The organism is Rhizobium sp. LARHSG275 (assembly GCF_052871115.1).
In genome coordinates this window covers 147,164-163,914 of sequence record NZ_JBIXJN010000002.1, presented here as the reverse complement: position 1 = coordinate 163,914, position 16,751 = coordinate 147,164, and the positions used below count along the sequence as shown (strand labels likewise).

Sequence of the window (16,751 nt, the reverse complement as noted above, 5' to 3'; positions counted from 1 at the left end):
ACGGCGCCCAGGGCGCCGTTTTTGATTTCGGGGTGTTGGATCGCACCGGCCGACATGATATCAGCCCGGAATGAACACGATCTCCTATTCCCCTATCCACGTCGTCGGCGGTGGGCTTGCAGGTTCGGAAGCCGCCTGGCAGATCGCCAATTCCGGCGTTCCGGTCATCCTGCATGAAATGCGCGGGGTGCGCGGCACGGATGCGCACAAGACCGATGGTCTTGCCGAACTTGTCTGCTCCAATTCTTTCCGGTCCGATGATGCGACCAGCAATGCCGTCGGCGTCATCCATGCTGAGATGCGCATGGCGGGCTCGCTGATCATGGCCGCTGCCGATCGATGCCAGGTACCGGCCGGTGGTGCGCTCGCCGTCGATCGCGACGGTTTCTCCGAGGCAGTGACCAAAGCGGTCCATGACCACCCGCTGATCACCGTCGTGCGTGAAGAGGTCACCGGCCTGCCGCCGAAGGATTGGGATCTTGCCATCGTCGCCACCGGACCGTTGACGGCGCCGTCGCTCGCGAGTGCCATCCAGGCGGAAACCGGCGAGGATTCGCTCGCCTTTTTCGACGCCATCGCGCCGATCGTCTACCGCGAGAGCATCGACATGGATATCTGCTGGTATCAGTCGCGCTACGACAAGGTCGGGCCCGGCGGCACCGGCAAGGATTACATCAACTGCCCGATGGACGAGGCGCAGTACAATGCCTTCGTTGACGCGCTGATATCAGGCGACACGGTCGGCTTCAAGGAATGGGAGGGTACGCCTTATTTCGACGGCTGCCTGCCGATCGAGGTGATGGCCGAACGCGGCCGCGAGACACTGCGCCACGGACCGATGAAGCCGATGGGGCTGACGAACGCGCATAATCCGACGGTCAAGGCCTATGCCGTCGTGCAACTGCGGCAGGACAATGCACTCGGCACGCTCTACAATATGGTTGGCTTCCAGACGAAGCTGAAATATGGCGCGCAGGCGGACATCTTCCGGATGATCCCGGGTCTGGAAAATGCGGAATTTGCCCGTCTCGGCGGGCTGCACCGCAATACCTATATCAACTCGCCTACCCTGCTCGACCCGTCGCTGACGCTGAAATCGCGGCCCGGCCTGCGTTTCGCCGGCCAGATCACCGGCTGCGAGGGTTATGTGGAAAGTGCCAGCGTCGGGCTGTTGGCCGGGCGTTTCGCCGCCGCGGAACGCAAGGGCGAGGCGATCTCGCTGCCGCCGGCAACGACGGCGCTCGGCTCGCTGCTTAGTCATATCACCGGTGGGCACTTGGTCACCGACGAGGAGCCGGGCAAACGATCGTTCCAGCCGATGAACATCAATTTCGGGCTGTTTCCGGAACTCCAGCCGGGCTCGATCGTCAAGCCCGAAGGCGTCAAGCGATTCCGCGGCAAGGACAAGACGATCATGAAGCGGCAGATGATCGCACGCCGCGCCCTTGCCGACTGCGGCACCTGGCTCGGTCAAGAACCGAAGCTTGCCGAAAGCGCCTGACCGGCGTTTTCAAGCGCGTCGCACCGAACCGGTTCATGCGACCCGCTTGAAGTCTTTGCCTTTAGCATGTCGTCCTCCCAAAACCGCTGCACATTTTTGGGCGACATGCATTACTGCTTGTTCGCCGCCGAAATATTGCCGGTCGGCAGGTCCTTTTCCGGCTCGGCGATATAATTGCCGAGCAGCCAGAGCGAAACCTCCGAGGCTTCCTTGGCTGAAGCGAATTCGAAATCAGCGTTGTGATAGGGTGCATCGAGGAAGTCGATCACCAGTCCTCGGCCCGTTTCCGAGCCGACGACGCGCACCCGCCCCGGCTCGATCAGATGGCAGGCGAAATGGCGCGACATGTTGCGCATGAAGCCCGCCTTGTTGTCATGCAGGCGCACGAAGACCGCCTGACCGTTTTCCGTCGCCTGCAACTGACGGATCGCCTCGTTCGGAAAGGCGCGACCGAATTCGATGATGGCGAGGCCCGTGTCATGCAGGCCGTCTTCCTTGTTCTGCGCGGCCATGCGCGTTGCCACAAAAGCAATGAAAATGACGATGGCGAAAAGAACGCACCAGACGATAATGCCCACGCCGAGTCTCCGTTCAAAGGGTAGCGGTGGAAGCCTTGTAACGCGCGAGACTTGCGCGAATTTGACCGATATCAGATTTTCCGGCGGGTTGCTGCCAGTCCCATTCGCAGCTGGCGGCGCCATTGCGGCGGCTGCAGCGGTCGGTCGAACAGCAACGCGCCTCGCTTCTGCGCTTTGACGAGCACCGGTTCGGCAAGCGTCGCCGGCAGGAAGGCTGGAAAGACGGCCGGCGCAATCGGCCCCGCCGCCCTCGCCTTCACCAGATGTTCGCGACCAAGACCGGCGAACGCCTCGATGGCAGCAGAGATGCGCGGCCTGTCTTTTCCAGCAAGGAAGGCATCGCGATCGAGACCGGTGGCGGAAAGGATCTGCAGCGGAATATACACCTGGCCGCGGCGGCGATGCAGCGGCATCAGCAGCAGCAATCCGGCGACCGCCTGGGCGACGCCGGCATGGCCGGCGGCGTCGGCCGATCGTGCGGCTTCCTCCGGCGACAGCACGAGACTTGCGAGCTGGATCAGGGCCGATGCCGTTTCACCGGCATAGCCTTCAAGCGAAAGGCGTGTCTCCATCGGATCGTCATAGAGATCGAAGGTGCGGGCCTCGATCATGTCGATCAGCGTCTTGCGCGGCAGGCGGTGCGTTTCGATCGCGGTCAGAAGGGCTGCTGCGACGGGATTGGCTGCCGTCGAGCCGTGTGCGCTGCCTTCCAGCAGGTCGTGCCAATATTGTAGCCGCACCTCGCCGGGCAACGGCTCGTGCACGAGATCGCGGATGCGGGCAAGCTCGGCATTGAAGGCATAAAGAGCTGCAAGCGCGCCGCGCTTTTCCTCCGGCGACAGCAGACAGGCGAGATAGCGGTCGCGATCGCTGTCACGCAGCATCGCCAGGCAGATCTCCTGGTTCGTCGCAATATGCGCTTCAGTCATCGTCAGACCGCAATCAATGCCGCGGCGACGGCGCGTTGCTCGGCGAGCATGATATTGAAGGTGCGGACTGCAGCGCCGGTGCTCATCGGATCGGAGGAGATGCCGCGCGACTTCAGCGCCAGCCTCAATTCCTCTGGCAGACGGCGAAGCTCGGTTCCGGTGCCGACGAGCAGAACCTCGATATCGGCTCCCTCATCCAGCACTCGGCGGAAATTTTCAGGCGACAGCGGTTTCGACATATCCATGTCCCAGCCATGAATGCCGGAGGGTAGACAAAGGATCGAGCCGCGATGCGACATGTCGGCAAAGCGAAAGCCGCCATTGCCGTAAGCGTCGATCGGGGCGCGCCCGGGGAAATGCGCAGCGCGGATTTCTATGCCTTTTGCCATGTTTTCAAACCACCGTGCCGGATTTTACACCAGCATCCGTCTTGTTGCTCTCTTCCCCGTCGGGAGCCTCCGGCCGCAGCCGGAAGATGATCAAGACAGGAGCGGCGATATAGATCGAAGAGAAGGTGCCGAGAGCGACGCCGAAGAGCATCGCAAAGGTGAAGGAGCGGATGACTTCGCCCCCGAAGAGAAAGAGCGCGAGCAAGGCGATCAGCGTCGTCGCCGCGGTCAGAACGGTGCGTGACAGCGTCTGATTGATCGAGGCATCGATCAGGATCGGCAGCGGCATCTTCTTGTATCGCTTGAGATTTTCGCGCATTCGGTCGTAGACCACGACCGTATCGTTCAGGGAATAACCGACGATGGTCAGCACGGCGGCGATGCTCGTCAGGTTGAACTCGATGCCGGTGAGGACGAAGAGACCGAGCATGATGATGACATCGTGCAGCGTTGCGACGATGGCGCCGACGGCGAATTGCCATTCGAAGCGGATCCAGATGTAGATCAGGATCGCCGCAAGGGCTGCAAGCACACCGAGCGTCGCCATCATCGTCAATTCGCCCGAGATGGCGGGGCCGACGACGTCGACGCGGCGAAAATCATAATCTTCCTGGAGCTCACCGCGCACCAGCGTCGCCGCCGACTGCTCGGCATTCTCGCCGCCGCCCTGGGAAGCGATGCGGATTCGCGCATTCGCCGGCCCGCCCGTGCGCTCAACGCTGACATCGCCGAGATTGAGATCATTGAGGCGCGAGTGGAGATCGGCGATGTCGGCGTTGCCCTGCTTTGCCGTCACCTCGATGAGCGAGCCGCCGGAGAAATCGATGCCGAGATGCAGGCCGACGGTGGCAAAGGCGGCCATGGCGATCAGCGAGATGACCGCCGACGCCGTAAAGACATAGCGGCGGATTCCCATGAAGCGGATATTGGCGTGCTCGAAAAGATGAGTCAGGACGCTCTTCGGCAGATGCCGGGGATGGCGCGCGCTCAGCCAGACGGCAACGATCGAGCGCGTCAGCGTGAAAGCCGTGAAAACGGTCGTCAGGATGCCGACCGCCAGCGTCACCGCGAAACCGCGGATGGATTCGCTGCCAAGGAAAAAGAGGATGATGGCGGCGATGAAGATCGTCACATTGGCGTCGACGATCGTTGCAAATGCGCGCGAGAAACCGCGGCCGACGGCCTCGGCAAAGAAATGGGTGGTTTTTTCCTCTTCGCGGATGCGCTCGTAGATCAGTACGTTCGAATCGACCGCCATGCCGACGATCAGCACGATGCCGGCAATCCCGGGCAAGGTGAGCGTCGCACCGACAAGACTGAGCACCGCGACGATGAGGATCAGGTTGAGGAAGAGCGAGACGACGGCGATGATGCCGAGAATACGATAGAGGGCGATCATCAGTGCTGCGACCAGCACGACGGCGACAAGGCCGGCAACGAGACCGTTGAAGATGGAATCGGCGCCGAAGCTCGGGCTGACGCTGCGTTCCTCAACGCTCGTCAGCGTCGCCGGCAAGGCGCCGGCGCGCAGCATGATCGCAAGGTCGCGGACGCCGTCCTCGGAGAAGTTTGCCGAAATCCGGCCCTCGCCGCCAGTGATCGCCGCATCGATGACCGGTGACGACATCACCTGGTCGTCGAAGACGATGGCAAGGTGCTTGCCGATATTCCGCTCCGTCGCCTGTGCCAGCCGCTGTGTGCCTTCCGCATCGAGACGGTAGGCAATCGAGGTCTCCTGCGTCTGCGGATCGACGATGGGCTCGATATCGACCATGTTGCTGCCGGTGACGAAAGCCGTGCGATCGACGAGATAAGGTACCGGCGGATCATCAAGCGAATAGAGCACCTGCGAAGTCGCCGGCCAGCGGCCGTTCAGCGCCTCCTGCCCCGACATGCTTTCGTCGATCAGATGAAAGGAAAGCTTGGCGGGCTGGTTCAGGATGTTCTTCAGCCGCTCGGCGTCGACCGATCCCAGCACCTGCATGACGATGCGGTCGGCGCCATCGGGGCGAACGAGGAAATTTTCATAGCCGAATCCGGCGATGCGGCGGCCAACGATATCGAGCGAGCGGCTCCGGGCGGAAGCGACATCAGCCGTAATGCCCGCGTCGGAAATCTGCAGTGAGAGTTGCCCCTCCTCGCCCTGCCGAAGCGCGACCTCAGATCCGGAATGTCCACCAACCGTCGTCAACGGCTTCAGGAGATCGACCGCCGCCTGTGTCTGGGCCGGATCGGTGATGCGGACGGTGACGGTCTGGTCATTGCCGGTCAGCCCAGTATAGCGGATGCCGGCGCCGCGCAGCGCGTTACGCACATTGGCGACCAACTCCTCCAGGCGGTCCTTGACGACATCGGAACGCTCGACCTTCAGAACGATATGCGAGCCGCCCTGCAGGTCGAGACCGAGCGTCAAGCGGTCGTGCCCCAACCAGTCCGGCAGGAAGGATCGCTGCGCCTCAGTCAGCAGATTGGGCGCAGCGACGACGATGGCCGCAAACGCGACCAGCCAAATCAGAAGTGTTTTCCAGCGGGAAAAATGCAACATTCTCTCGACGATCTTCCGATCCGGCGGTCCTGCCGTTATCGCTTGTTACGCCGCGTCGGCCTTGACCGGTTCACCCTTGACGCGAATTTCGGAGATGCCGCTGCGGACGATGCGCACACGCACGCCATCAGCGATCTCGACTTCGACTTCCTTTTCGTCAACGACCTTGGTGACCTTTCCGACGAGACCGCCGCCGGTGACGACCTGGTCGCCGCGACGGATCGCCTTCAGGGTTTCCTCACGCTTTTTTGCCTGTGCGCGCTGCGGACGGATCAGCAGGAAGTACCAGACAACCATCAGCGGCACGAACAGGATGATCATTTCGAAACCGGAGCCGCCGAATCCCGTTGCGGTATCGGTCGCACTCTGGGCGAATGCCGGGGTGATGAACATGCTAAACTCCTCAGGCTTGGGCGGCGGAACTCCGCCTCTCTTTTCAGGTTGCCGGACTATAGTTACGGCTTCGATGAATGCAACAGAAACAGCCGGAAACAGTACCGATTCCGCTGCCTCATAACCTTTCCGCCGTCAAAACGCCATGCTAAAGCGCGTCGCATCGAACTTGATCGATGCGACGCGCTTTAGCTCTTTTGTTTTCAAGCATGTCGTTATCCGGAACCGCTCCGCACTTCCGGGCGACATGCATTAGCGGCATCGAAAGATCAAAGCGGATTGCCGCAGTGAGAAATCAGGAGGCCACCGATGACCGAGGAAATCAACACAGCCCTGCTCGCCGAACTGAGACGGCTCGCTGACGCCGTCGAACGTCTTGCCGGACCGGCACCTGCCCTCAACGATTGGGACGCTGCCGACTGTTTCGTCTGGGTGCCATTGCGCCAGCATCTGCAGCCGGTCAAGAAGCCGAACCGGGTGGCGTTGACGCTCATCCGCGGCGTCGATCATGTGCGCGACATCCTGCATGAAAATACGGTGCGTTTCGCCGAGGGGTATGCCGCCAACAATGTGCTGCTCTGGGGCGCGCGCGGCATGGGCAAATCCTCGCTGGTCAAGGCCGTCCACGAGGATGTCAGGCGCGAAAGCAGCATCTTGCTGAAGCTGGTCGAAGTCCATCGCGAGGATATCGCCAGCCTTCCCCATCTGCTCGACCTCCTGAAGGACACGCCCTACCGCGTGATCGTCTTCTGCGACGATCTTTCCTTCGATCACGACGACACCGCCTACAAGTCGCTGAAGGCGGCACTCGACGGCGGCGTCGAGGGGCGGCCGGACAATGTGCTCTTCTACGCCACCTCCAACCGGCGCCACCTCCTGCCGCGCCACATGATGGAAAACGAGCAGTCGACGGCGATCAATCCATCGGAGGCGGTCGAGGAAAAGGTTTCGCTTTCCGACCGCTTCGGCCTCTGGCTCGGCTTCCACAAATGCAGCCAGGAGGATTATCTCGGCATGATCGATGGCTATGCCGATCATTTCAAGCTCGGGCTCGAACGCGACAAGATGCATGCCGAGGCGCTGGAATGGGCAACGACCCGCGGCGCCCGCTCCGGCCGTGTCGCCTGGCAGTATATCCAGGACCTGGCCGGGCGCATGCGCGTTCACATCGACAGAGCCTGAAATAACAAAAGCCCGGCTGTTGGCCGGGCTTTTGCGCTTCCTGGTACGCAGTACCTATTCCAGGAAAGTCATCGGGTTGACCGGGGACGCGTCCTTGCGCACCTCGAAATGGACCTGCGGCTGCTTGACGTCGCCGCTCATGCCGGAGACGGCGACGGTCTGGCCGCGCTGGATCTTCTGGCCGCGGGTGACGCTCAGCGTATCGGCGTTGCCGTAGACGGTGACAGTGCCGTCGTCGTGACGGACGAGAACGGTGTTGCCGAGTTCCTTCAGGCCGTTGCCGGCATAAATGACGACGCCGTTTTCAGCGGCCTTGATCGGCGTGCCCTGCGGTACCGAGATGTCGATGCCGTCATTGCGGTTGCCGTTGACGTTGGCGCCGTATGAAGCAATGACCTGGCCGCGCACCGGCCAGCGGTATTTGCCGATGCCGGTCGATTCCGGTGCGGCGGAGCTGACGTCCGACTTCTTCTCGGCATCGTCGACGGTCTGGGTAGCGGCCGGCGCCTTATAGGGCGCGGGCTGAACGGACGCCGTCTGCTGGGCAGCCGCCGGCTGGGTCTGCTTCGAATCGACCTTCCCGGCCGGGATCGAGGCGGTCTTGATATTGTCGGCGGTGCCGTTCGGGATCTTCAGGGCCTGACCGATGCGGAGCGAGTTGGCCGACAGATTATTGGCGGCCTTGAGGTCGTCGACATTGCTGCCAGTCGCCTTGGCAATCTTCGCCAGGGAATCGCCTTGCTTGACGACATAGGTGCCGGCAGGCGCCTTCGGATCCTTGCCGGTGCCGGCGGGAATTTTGCCGGTGGTATCGGCACTCGCCAGCGTCTTGTCGCGGGCGGAATTGGCGCCTGGAATGACGGCAACGTTCTGCTCAGGCGTCTTCGGCGCCTCCGGCATCTTGGCGGGCTTGGAAAGGTCAGCCGCTTGCGATGCCGCCTTGGCGGCATTGCCGCCGTTGAAGGTCGGGATCAGGATCGCCTGGCCAGGCTGGGCGGCAGATGCCGTCCTCAGAGCATTGACGCGCAGAATTTCTTTTTCTGGGACGCCGAAACGCCTGGAGAGCGTGGCGATGCTTTCACCCGGACGCAGCGTCACGGAAGGCGCGTTGGTCGCGGACCAGCCGGAAACCTTCGGCGTCGTGCCGGTCGTCAGCGTATCGGGCGTCATCTTCGGCGCAGCCGGCGCGACCAATCGGGGCTTTTCAGCCTGCGGCGCAGACGGGAAAGGTTGGGCGAGCGCGACCTCCTTTTCCCGCTGCCGGGAGGGGGCAGCACCCGTCGGCGCGGCCAGCTCGGAACGCTGCACCGACACCGGTGCCGAAGCGAGACGCGCGCTCGAGTTCGACGTGCGGGTCGGATCGTAACCCTGGCGTGCGGGATAAGGCTGGTTCAGCGCGTCATTGCCGCCGCCGTAGCCCGACTGGCTGGCAACCGCCGAACCGCCGAGATCGGCTCGCGGCACCGGATCGCCCTGAGAACCGTTCATATTCCTGCGCGGAATGGAACTTGTGGTGATCTGATCCTGCCCGGAGGAGGAAAACAAGCCGCCAAACCGTGTCACATCGGAACTGCAGCCCGTTGCGGCACTTGCCAGCAGGCCAACAACCAGAAGATTACCGGCCGACTTCCCGAACTTTGGCGAAAGACTGAGACGCATGAACTCGACCCACTGAGAACGCAACCATTTGTGAGTCTATTAAAACGCGTTAGTATTACCACGCGGTTAAGATGCTGGAATCAGTGCGATATTTTTGAGAAGTTGATAACCATAGCTTACGGGTGAAAAATCGCAGTGTGCCGAGCATGATGTCAAAAAGCCTGAGCGGCTTTCGCACCACCCCATGCTCTGGTTTTTTGATGGTCGGATTTCAGGCCGATGCGGCCTGAAATCGTCCAAATCTACAGCAGTGAGGCAAGGCGCGGAACGATCGGCAGATATGGAGCGTCGAACAGTTCCTCGCGTTCGAAACGGCTGCCGGTTTTCGTCAGCCGCACCATGCGACACTCATTTTCGGAAATCATCAGCGGCGCGATCATCGAGCCGCCGGAAACGAGCTGGTCGGTATAAAAGCGCGGCATCGCGTTGAAGGCGGCCGTCACCAGGATACGGTCGAAGGTGCCCTCACCTTGCATGCCGGCGCTGCCGTCGGCGTGGCGGATGATGACGCTGCGCAGGCCAAGCGTTTCCATGCGCCGCTGCGCTGCCGTCGTCAGCGTCTTGTAGCGGTCGATGGACAGGACACGCTCGGCCACGCGGCCCATGACGGCGGCGGTAAAGCCGCTTCCGGTGCCGATCTCCAGGACGCGTTGGCCGGGCTTGAGCTTCAGGTGATGCAGGATGCGGACGGCAAAATCGATGCCTTCGAGAAAAGAGCCGCATTCGATCGGGATCGTCCGGCTCGAATAGGCGTCGTCGGCAAATTGCGGCGGCACGAACAGGGAGCGCTGCGTCTGCTCGACCGCCGTCAGCAGATCGAGGTCGGAGATGCCTTCGGCACGCAATCTAAGGACGAGCGCAGCAAAGCCCTCCTTCTCCGCCAGTCTTGCCGTCAAACTTGTGCTCCGTATCCCAAGGCCCGCGCCACGCGGTCCGTCACGGAATAATCGGTCAGATCCAGTTTCAAAGGCGTTACCGAAATCTTATTATGCTTCAGGGCGTGAATATCGGTGCCTTCGATGAAGGCGCCGGCGCGTTCGCCAAACTTCAGCCAGTAGTAAGGAAATCCCCGGCCGTCGGAGCGGGCGTCGACCTGCAGATTGAAGGCCAGCTTGCCTTGCATGGTTACCTCGGCGCCATCGACTTCGTCGGGACGGCAGTTCGGGAAGTTGAGATTGAGGAACGTACCCTCCGGCAGGTCCAGGACCATCAGCTTTTCCAGAAGAGCCGGCGCGTGCGTCTCGCAGACCTCCCAGGGCACGATGCGCGCACCGTCCTCATAGAGATAGGCCTGGCTCAGTGCGAAGGAGCGCACGCCCTGCATGGTTCCTTCGATGGCGCCGGCGATCGTGCCGGAATAGGTCACATCGTCGGCGACGTTCGAGCCTGAATTGACGCCTGACAGGACGAGATCCGGCTTGATGTCCATCACCTGTCTGATGCCCATGATGACGCAATCGGTCGGCGTGCCGCGCAGGGCGAAATGCTTCTCGGAAATCTTGCGAAGCCGCAGAGGTTCGGAGAGGCTCAGCGAATGGGCAAGACCGCTCTGGTCGGTCTCCGGCGCCACGATCCAGACATCGTCGGACAGCGTGCGCGCGATCCGCTCCAGCGCGGCAAGGCCTTCGGCATGAATGCCGTCGTCATTCGTAAGCAGGATGCGCATCGCCTCAGGTCGCCCGTTCGATCTTGGTCAATCCGCCCATATAAGGCAGCAAAACGTCCGGAATCGTGACGGAACCGTCCTCATTCAGATAATTTTCGAGGACGGCGATCAGGCAGCGGCCGACGGCCGTGCCGGAACCGTTCAGCGTGTGCACGAACCTGTTGCTCTTGTCTTCCTTGCCGCGATACCGCGCGTTCATTCGGCGGCCCTGAAAATCGCCGCAGACCGAGCAGGAGGAGATTTCACGGAAGGCATTCTGTCCCGGCAGCCACACTTCGAGATCGTAGGTCTTGCGTGAGCCGAAGCCCATGTCGCCGGTACAAAGCGTCATGGTGCGGAAATGCAGGCCGAGGCGTTTCAGCACTTCCTCGGCGCAGGCGGTCATGCGTTCATGCTCGGCAACGGCGCTCTCGGCATCGGTGATCGAGACGAGTTCGCACTTCCAGAACTGGTGCTGGCGCAGCATGCCGCGCGTATCACGGCCGGCAGAGCCTGCTTCCGAGCGGAAGGACGGCGTCAGCGCGGTGAAGCGCAACGGCAGCTTTTCCTGATCGAGGATTTCCTCGCGCACCAGATTGGTCAGCGTCACTTCGGCCGTCGGGATCAACCAGCGGCCGTCCGTTGTTCTGAAGAGATCGTCGGCGAATTTCGGCAGCTGGGCGGTGCCATAAACGGCCTCGTCGCGCACCATCAGTGGCGAGCTGACCTCGGTATAGCCGTGCTCGCTGGTGTGGAGATCGATCATGAACTGGCCGAGCGCGCGCTCGAGCTTGGCGAGCGGCCCGGTCAGAACCGTGAAGCGGGAGCCGGAGAGCTTGGCGGCGCGCTCGAAATCCATATAGCCGAGCGCCTCGCCGATTTCGAAGTGCTCCTTCGGCGTGTGGTTCCAGCGCGGCTTTTCGCCGACGGTGCGGGTGACGACATTGTCATGCTCGTCCTTGCCAACCGGAACGTCGTCGAAGGGGATGTTGGGGATGCGCGAGAGCGCGTCGTTGAGTTCGGCCGTCAGTTGCCGGTCTTCTTCCTCGACCGCCGGCAGCAGCGTCTTCAGTTCTGCGACCTCGGCCTTCAGCTTCTCGGCAAGTTCGCTATTCTTTTGAGCCATCGCCGCGCCAATCTCCTTGGAGGCGAGGTTGCGGCGGGACAGCAAGTCCTGCGCTTTCTGCACGGCGGAACGCCGCTTTTCATCGAGGGCAACGAGACTTTGGGCCAGAGGCTCCGCGCCGCGCTTGGCAAGGGCGGCATCGAGCGCTTCGGGATTCTCACGGATCCATTTGATATCGAGCATCGTCGTTCCAGGTCATTACAATAGAGATGACCCGGCCAAAGCCTGATCGGGCCTCGGCCGGATGTGAAACGGCGTTCACAAAGGAGGATTGGGATCGCCGCTCAGACGCTGTCCGTCTTGGCAACGTCCGCGGATCCGGTGTCCTTTTCGACCGCCTGCCGGGCACGCTGGCGCTCCACGAGTCGCGCCGCATAGATGGAAATCTCGTAGAGAAGGATCGTCGGGATCGCAAGGCCGATCTGGGACATCGGGTCCGGCGGCGTCAGCACGGCAGCGACGACAAAGGCGAGGACGATGGCAAACTTGCGCTTTTCGGCAAGCCATTGCGACGTCAGAAGACCGACACGGGCGAGCAGCGTGGTGATGACGGGAAGCTGGAAGACGAGACCGAAGGAGAAGACCAGCGTCATGATCAGGCTCAGATATTCCGAAACCTTCGGCATCAGCGAGATCGCTATCTCGTCATGACCCGGTGCCTGCTGCATCGACAGGAAGAACCACATGACCATCGGCGTGAAGAAGAAATAGACGAGCGCGCCGCCCATCAGGAACAGGACCGGTGAGGCGATCAGGAACGGCAAGAAAGCCTGGCGCTCGTTCTTGTAGAGACCGGGCGCCACGAACTTGTAGACCTGGGCGGCAATGATCGGGAACGCGACCACGAGGCCGCCGAACATCGCCACCTTGACCTGCGTGAAGAAGAATTCCTGCGGCGCGGTGTAGATGAGCTGGGCCTTCTCGACGTCGAGATGCGCCCACACGACGGCTGTCTTGTAGGGAATGACCAGATAGTTGAAGAGATGCTTGGCAAAAAAGAAGCATGCGATGAAGGCAACGAAAAACGCGCCGATCGACCATATCAGCCGCTTGCGCAGCTCCATCAAGTGCTCGATCAACGGCTGCGGCTTGTCTTCGATATCACCGCTCATGCCTCGTCCTTCTTCGTCTGCGCCGGCTTCTTCGGCGTTGCAGGCTTCCTGGCTGCCGTCGTGCGTTTCGGTTTTTCCACAGGCACGGCGATAGCGGCCGCAGCATCGACGCTGTCAGCAGCCTTGACGCGCGGCTTGCGCACGGGTTTCGGCTTGGCGGCAACTGTATCGGCCTGAACAATCGCTGCTGCGACGGGTTCCGACGGCGCAGGCGTCGCTACCAATGGCGGCGTTTCCGGCAGGCTCATCGACGGCGTCGGGGCTGCGACAGCACTTGGCGGCACCTCGGTCTTGTTTTCCGTGATCGTGGACGACTTCTGCAGGTCGGCCTTGATCTCGTTGCCCATCTGGCGAAGCGGGTTCATCGCCTCGCGCAGGCTGTTGACCGGGTTCAGTTTCTGGGCGTCGCTGATCGTCTGCCGGACGTCGTCAAGCTCGGCTTCGCGCAACGCTTCGTCGAACTGCGCACGAAATTCACCCGCCACCTTGCGGGCGCGTTGCGTCATCTTGCCGAAAGCGCGCAGCATCGGCGGCAAATCCTTGGGACCGACCACCACGATCAGTACGACCGCGATGACCAAAAGCTCGGTCCAGCCAATATCGAACATGCAAGGCTCCTGGACGGGAAGCGCGGGGGCTGCGCTTTTTCCCGGACTTGGTTACTTCGTTTCGTCGGCCTTGTGATCGACGGTCTTTGCCGTGTCCGGCGCGTCCTCGTCCGTCATGCCCTTCTTGAAGCTTTTGATGCCCTTGGCGACATCACCCATCAGTTCCGGAATCTTGCCGCGACCGAACAACAACAGCACGACCGCCAGAACGATCAGCCAGTGGTAGATGCCAAAAGAACCCATTACGCTTACTCCCTGTTGTGATGTTCCCTAATGTAAGAATTTCCCACACCGTTTCCAACATCAAGCCCTTTGAACTGTGCTTAATGTCACGGTATCGCCCTTTGTGACAAGCCACAGATCCGTCGAAAAATGGTGAGCACTATTGTTTTCGTCATGCGTGGCAAAAGCAAGATGAAGTCCTTCAATCTTCGGAGGTAGAACGCGGGGCCAGCAACCCCAGTTCTTCGAGATCCATCTGGGTGATCGGATCTTCGTCCTCGGTCAATTCGTCGTTCATCAACGGCGAGGGAATATTGAAGTTCGCCGGGATGCGGCCCGACAGCAGGCCCGCCCCCTTCAATTCTTCGAGACCAGGCAGATCGCGCAACTCTTCCAGGCCGAAATGGTCGAGAAAATCGCGCGTCGTGCCCAATGTCACCGGCCGGCCCGGCGTGCGCCGGCGGCCGCGAAACCGTACCCAGCCGGCTTCCATCAGCACGTCGAGCGTGCCGCGCGAGGTCTGAACGCCGCGGATATCCTCGATTTCGGCACGCGTCACCGGTTGGTGATAGGCGATGATCGCCAGCACTTCCAGTGCGGCGCGCGAAAGCTTCTTCACCTCATTGTCATCACGACGGATGACAAAGGACAGGTCGGCGGCGGTGCGAAAGGCCCAGGCGCCTTCGACCTGCACGAGATTGACGCCGCGCGGCGCATACTGCTCCTTCAGCCGCAGCATGATCGCGTGCACGTCGGTCTTCTCAGGCAGGCGCTCGGCGAGGAAGCCTTCGGAGACCGGTTGCGAGGAGGCGAAAACCAGAGCCTCGGCAATGCGCTCGGCCTCGATCTCGGCCTGCAGGTCGCGGCCCCGGTCTTCGAAATTGCCGTCGAATTCCTCTTCGCTCCTCGGATCGATCAAGCCGGCTGCTCCTGTTCGACCACCTGCAGTGTGGCATGTTTCGGACCGCGGCGCATGTATATCGGCTGAAAGGCGCCGTCCTGGCGGATTTCGAGCTTGCCCTCGCGCACCAGCTCCAGCGAGGCGGCAAAGGCGCTGGCGATTGCCGTGACGCGCTCTTCGGGCGCGGCGAGATAACGCAGCAGATAATGTTCCATCGCCGTCCAGTCGCCGATCTCGCCGATCATCTGGGTCAGCAGTTCGCGGGCATCGGTCAGCGACCAGACGGTGCGACGCTCGATCGTCACCTGGGTGACGGCATGGCGCTGGCGCAGCGCCGCATAGGCGGTCAAGAGATCGTAGAGGCTTGCCGCATAAGCGGATTGCTGCCGGTCGGGAATATGCTCGGGCGCGCCGCGCACGAAGATATCGCGGCCGAGGCGGTTGCGGTTGACGAGGCCGTCCGCCGCCTGTCGCATGGCTTCGAGACGTTTCAGACGGAAGGCGAGTGTTGCCGCCAGCTCCTCACCGGAAGGGCCGTCATCCTTGGCTTGCTGGGGAATGAGCAGCTTCGACTTGAGATAGGCAAGCCAGGCTGCCATGACGAGGTAATCGGCGGCAAGCTCGATGCGAATACGCCGGGCACTTTCGATGAACAGCAGATATTGCTCGGCGAGCGCCAGCACCGAAATGCGCGACAGATCGACCTTCTGGTTGCGGGCGAGATAGAGCAACAGGTCGAGCGGGCCTTCGAAGCCGGCGACGTCGATCACCAGCGCCGGCTCGTGGCTGGCGCGCTCGGCACCGTTATCCTGCCACAGCTTGTCCATTGGCGTTGCCGCCTGCAGACGTTCCGTGCCCTTGACCGTGTTCACCTAGCTGCTCCCTTACGATCAGACCGTCGCAAACATCGCCTCGAATTCCATCCTCAATTCCGCTTCATCTGAAGTATCCGGCGCCGCGAAGCCCGCTTCCACCGCTTTTGCGCGGGCAAGCGATATGCCGGCGAGCGGCGGAACATTTGCCACGACATCGAGCATCTCGTCCATATTGCCGTTGCAATGCAGCACGATATCGCATCCGCCTGCAATGATATTCGCCGCACGTTCACCGATCGTGCCGGAAAGTGCGTTCATCGAGCTGTCGTCGGAGAGCAGCAGACCGTTAAAGCCGATGTGTTCGCGGATGATGCCGTCGATCACCTTGCGCGAGGTCGTCGCTGGATTGTCCGGGTCAATCGCGGCGAAAACGACGTGACAGGTCATGGCCATCAACTCGTCCTTCATCGCAACAAAGGGTGGGAAATCATGGAACTCCAGCTCATGGCGCGAGACAGTGACGACAGGCAGCTCCAGATGTGAATCCGCAAAGCCGCGGCCGTGGCCGGGCATATGCTTCATGACAGGCAACAGGCCGCCGGCCTTCAGCCCTGCGGCAGCCGCTTTTCCCATCGCGATGACGGTTTCGGGATCGCCGCCATAGGCGCGGTCGCCGATGACGTTGCTGCTGCCCTCGACCGGCACATCGAGCACCGGCAGGCAATCGACATCGATGCCGAGGCTCGAAAGGTCGAAGGCGTGCAGCCGCGACATCAGCCAGGCGGCGCGCAGGCCGAGCGCGCGATCGCGGCGATAGAGATCGCCGAGCGCCTGCCCGGAAGGATAACGCGCCAGAACGGGCGGGCGGATGCGCTGGACGCGGCCGCCCTCCTGGTCGATCAGCACCGGCGCATGCCAGCCGACGCTGTCGCGCAATTCGGCGACGAGATCGGCGATCTGCGGTGCTTCGGAGATGTTGCGCCCGAAGAGGATGAAGCCCCAGGGTCGTTCGCCCCGGTAGAAGGCCTTCTCTTCGGATGTGAGGGCAAGGCCGCTACAGCCAAGGATCATCGCTTTTGATTCGGTCATGTAAGAATCATAGACGGCGCCCGGCCAAATGCGAGCAAGGTCGGGCGCGATGCACAA

General features: G+C 61.7%; 17 protein-coding genes. 2 read left to right on the top strand and 15 right to left on the bottom strand.

The window, feature by feature from the left end:
• The first annotated feature begins 70 nt into the window (after nt 1-70).
• Nucleotides 71-1,501: a methylenetetrahydrofolate--tRNA-(uracil(54)-C(5))-methyltransferase (FADH(2)-oxidizing) TrmFO gene (gene trmFO, locus ACIPSK_RS02695; protein WP_162118717.1), complete on the top strand. Its 1,431-nt coding sequence runs from the start codon at nt 71-73 to the stop codon at nt 1,499-1,501.
• Nucleotides 1,502-1,611: 110 nt separating this feature from the next.
• Here trmFO and ACIPSK_RS02690 read toward each other — a convergent pair whose 3' ends face one another.
• The 5 genes from ACIPSK_RS02690 to yajC form a co-directional block, all read right to left on the bottom strand.
• The gene (locus tag ACIPSK_RS02690) at nt 1,612-2,079 is read right to left on the bottom strand and encodes a hypothetical protein (RefSeq protein ID WP_162118718.1); all 468 of its coding nucleotides are present in this window, start codon (nt 2,077-2,079) and stop codon (nt 1,612-1,614) included.
• 71 nt (nt 2,080-2,150) lie between these two features.
• On the bottom strand, nt 2,151-3,008 hold the full coding sequence (locus ACIPSK_RS02685) for a phytoene/squalene synthase family protein (protein WP_162118719.1): 858 nt from the start codon (nt 3,006-3,008) through the stop codon (nt 2,151-2,153).
• Between the two features lie 2 nt (nt 3,009-3,010).
• Nucleotides 3,011-3,397: an Mth938-like domain-containing protein gene (locus ACIPSK_RS02680; RefSeq protein WP_162118720.1), complete on the bottom strand. Its 387-nt coding sequence runs from the start codon at nt 3,395-3,397 to the stop codon at nt 3,011-3,013.
• Nucleotides 3,398-3,401: 4 nt separating this feature from the next.
• Nucleotides 3,402-5,942, bottom strand: a complete 2,541-nt coding sequence (secDF, locus tag ACIPSK_RS02675; RefSeq protein WP_162118721.1) for a protein translocase subunit SecDF — start codon at nt 5,940-5,942, stop codon at nt 3,402-3,404.
• Between the two features lie 45 nt (nt 5,943-5,987).
• Complete coding sequence (gene yajC / locus ACIPSK_RS02670; RefSeq protein WP_003558894.1) at nt 5,988-6,335, bottom strand: preprotein translocase subunit YajC; 348 nt, start codon at nt 6,333-6,335, stop codon at nt 5,988-5,990.
• A 309-nt stretch (nt 6,336-6,644) separates the two neighbouring features.
• On the opposite strand from yajC, the gene ACIPSK_RS02665 reads away from it, so the two are divergent.
• On the top strand, nt 6,645-7,517 hold the full coding sequence (locus ACIPSK_RS02665; RefSeq protein WP_017964061.1) for an ATP-binding protein: 873 nt from the start codon (nt 6,645-6,647) through the stop codon (nt 7,515-7,517).
• Between the two features lie 54 nt (nt 7,518-7,571).
• Here ACIPSK_RS02665 and ACIPSK_RS02660 read toward each other — a convergent pair whose 3' ends face one another.
• From ACIPSK_RS02660 to nagZ, 10 genes are all read right to left on the bottom strand, one after another.
• The gene (locus ACIPSK_RS02660) at nt 7,572-9,176 is read right to left on the bottom strand and encodes a peptidoglycan DD-metalloendopeptidase family protein (protein ID WP_162118722.1); all 1,605 of its coding nucleotides are present in this window, start codon (nt 9,174-9,176) and stop codon (nt 7,572-7,574) included.
• A gap of 242 nt (nt 9,177-9,418) precedes the next feature.
• Nucleotides 9,419-10,072, bottom strand: a complete 654-nt coding sequence (locus ACIPSK_RS02655; RefSeq protein WP_162118723.1) for a protein-L-isoaspartate(D-aspartate) O-methyltransferase — start codon at nt 10,070-10,072, stop codon at nt 9,419-9,421.
• Nucleotides 10,069-10,842, bottom strand: a complete 774-nt coding sequence (surE, locus tag ACIPSK_RS02650; RefSeq protein WP_018481196.1) for a 5'/3'-nucleotidase SurE — start codon at nt 10,840-10,842, stop codon at nt 10,069-10,071. The genes ACIPSK_RS02655 and surE overlap by 4 nt, the downstream gene beginning before the upstream one ends.
• 4 nt (nt 10,843-10,846) lie before the next feature.
• On the bottom strand, nt 10,847-12,130 hold the full coding sequence (serS, locus tag ACIPSK_RS02645) for a serine--tRNA ligase (RefSeq protein WP_162118724.1): 1,284 nt from the start codon (nt 12,128-12,130) through the stop codon (nt 10,847-10,849).
• A gap of 101 nt (nt 12,131-12,231) precedes the next feature.
• Entirely contained in the window at nt 12,232-13,059 is an 828-nt protein-coding gene (tatC, locus tag ACIPSK_RS02640; RefSeq protein ID WP_017964056.1) for a twin-arginine translocase subunit TatC, read from the bottom strand.
• Nucleotides 13,056-13,667, bottom strand: a complete 612-nt coding sequence (gene tatB / locus ACIPSK_RS02635; protein WP_162118725.1) for a Sec-independent protein translocase protein TatB — start codon at nt 13,665-13,667, stop codon at nt 13,056-13,058. Before tatB ends, tatC begins: the two co-directional genes overlap by 4 nt.
• Nucleotides 13,668-13,718: 51 nt before the next feature.
• Nucleotides 13,719-13,910, bottom strand: a complete 192-nt coding sequence (locus ACIPSK_RS02630; protein WP_018073376.1) for a twin-arginine translocase TatA/TatE family subunit — start codon at nt 13,908-13,910, stop codon at nt 13,719-13,721.
• Between the two features lie 181 nt (nt 13,911-14,091).
• Nucleotides 14,092-14,808 carry an SMC-Scp complex subunit ScpB gene (gene scpB, locus ACIPSK_RS02625; protein WP_017964053.1) on the bottom strand — a complete coding sequence of 239 codons (717 nt, stop codon included), beginning with the start codon at nt 14,806-14,808 and terminating at the stop codon, nt 14,092-14,094.
• On the bottom strand, nt 14,805-15,662 hold the full coding sequence (locus ACIPSK_RS02620; protein WP_162118726.1) for a segregation/condensation protein A: 858 nt from the start codon (nt 15,660-15,662) through the stop codon (nt 14,805-14,807). The genes scpB and ACIPSK_RS02620 overlap by 4 nt, the downstream gene beginning before the upstream one ends.
• An 18-nt stretch (nt 15,663-15,680) precedes the next feature.
• Complete coding sequence (gene nagZ / locus ACIPSK_RS02615) at nt 15,681-16,694, bottom strand: beta-N-acetylhexosaminidase (protein ID WP_162118727.1); 1,014 nt, start codon at nt 16,692-16,694, stop codon at nt 15,681-15,683.
• Nucleotides 16,695-16,751 lie beyond the last annotated feature (57 nt).

Bases quoted from the DNA above. Each gene is read 5' to 3' on its own strand.
- trmFO (WP_162118717.1), top strand. From the start codon at position 71: ATGAACACGATCTCCTATTCCCCTATCCACGTCGTCGGCGGTGGGCTT.
- ACIPSK_RS02685 (WP_162118719.1), bottom strand. From the start codon at position 3,008: ATGACTGAAGCGCATATTGCGACGAACCAGGAGATCTGCCTGGCGATG.
- ACIPSK_RS02680 (WP_162118720.1), bottom strand. From the start codon at position 3,397: ATGGCAAAAGGCATAGAAATCCGCGCTGCGCATTTCCCCGGGCGCGCC.
- secDF (WP_162118721.1), bottom strand. From the start codon at position 5,942: ATGTTGCATTTTTCCCGCTGGAAAACACTTCTGATTTGGCTGGTCGCG.
- yajC (WP_003558894.1), bottom strand. From the start codon at position 6,335: ATGTTCATCACCCCGGCATTCGCCCAGAGTGCGACCGATACCGCAACG.
- ACIPSK_RS02665 (WP_017964061.1), top strand. From the start codon at position 6,645: ATGACCGAGGAAATCAACACAGCCCTGCTCGCCGAACTGAGACGGCTC.
- ACIPSK_RS02660 (WP_162118722.1), bottom strand. From the start codon at position 9,176: ATGCGTCTCAGTCTTTCGCCAAAGTTCGGGAAGTCGGCCGGTAATCTT.
- surE (WP_018481196.1), bottom strand. From the start codon at position 10,842: ATGCGCATCCTGCTTACGAATGACGACGGCATTCATGCCGAAGGCCTT.
- serS (WP_162118724.1), bottom strand. From the start codon at position 12,130: ATGCTCGATATCAAATGGATCCGTGAGAATCCCGAAGCGCTCGATGCC.
- tatC (WP_017964056.1), bottom strand. From the start codon at position 13,059: ATGAGCGGTGATATCGAAGACAAGCCGCAGCCGTTGATCGAGCACTTG.
- tatB (WP_162118725.1), bottom strand. From the start codon at position 13,667: ATGTTCGATATTGGCTGGACCGAGCTTTTGGTCATCGCGGTCGTACTG.
- ACIPSK_RS02630 (WP_018073376.1), bottom strand. From the start codon at position 13,910: ATGGGTTCTTTTGGCATCTACCACTGGCTGATCGTTCTGGCGGTCGTG.
- nagZ (WP_162118727.1), bottom strand. From the start codon at position 16,694: ATGACCGAATCAAAAGCGATGATCCTTGGCTGTAGCGGCCTTGCCCTC.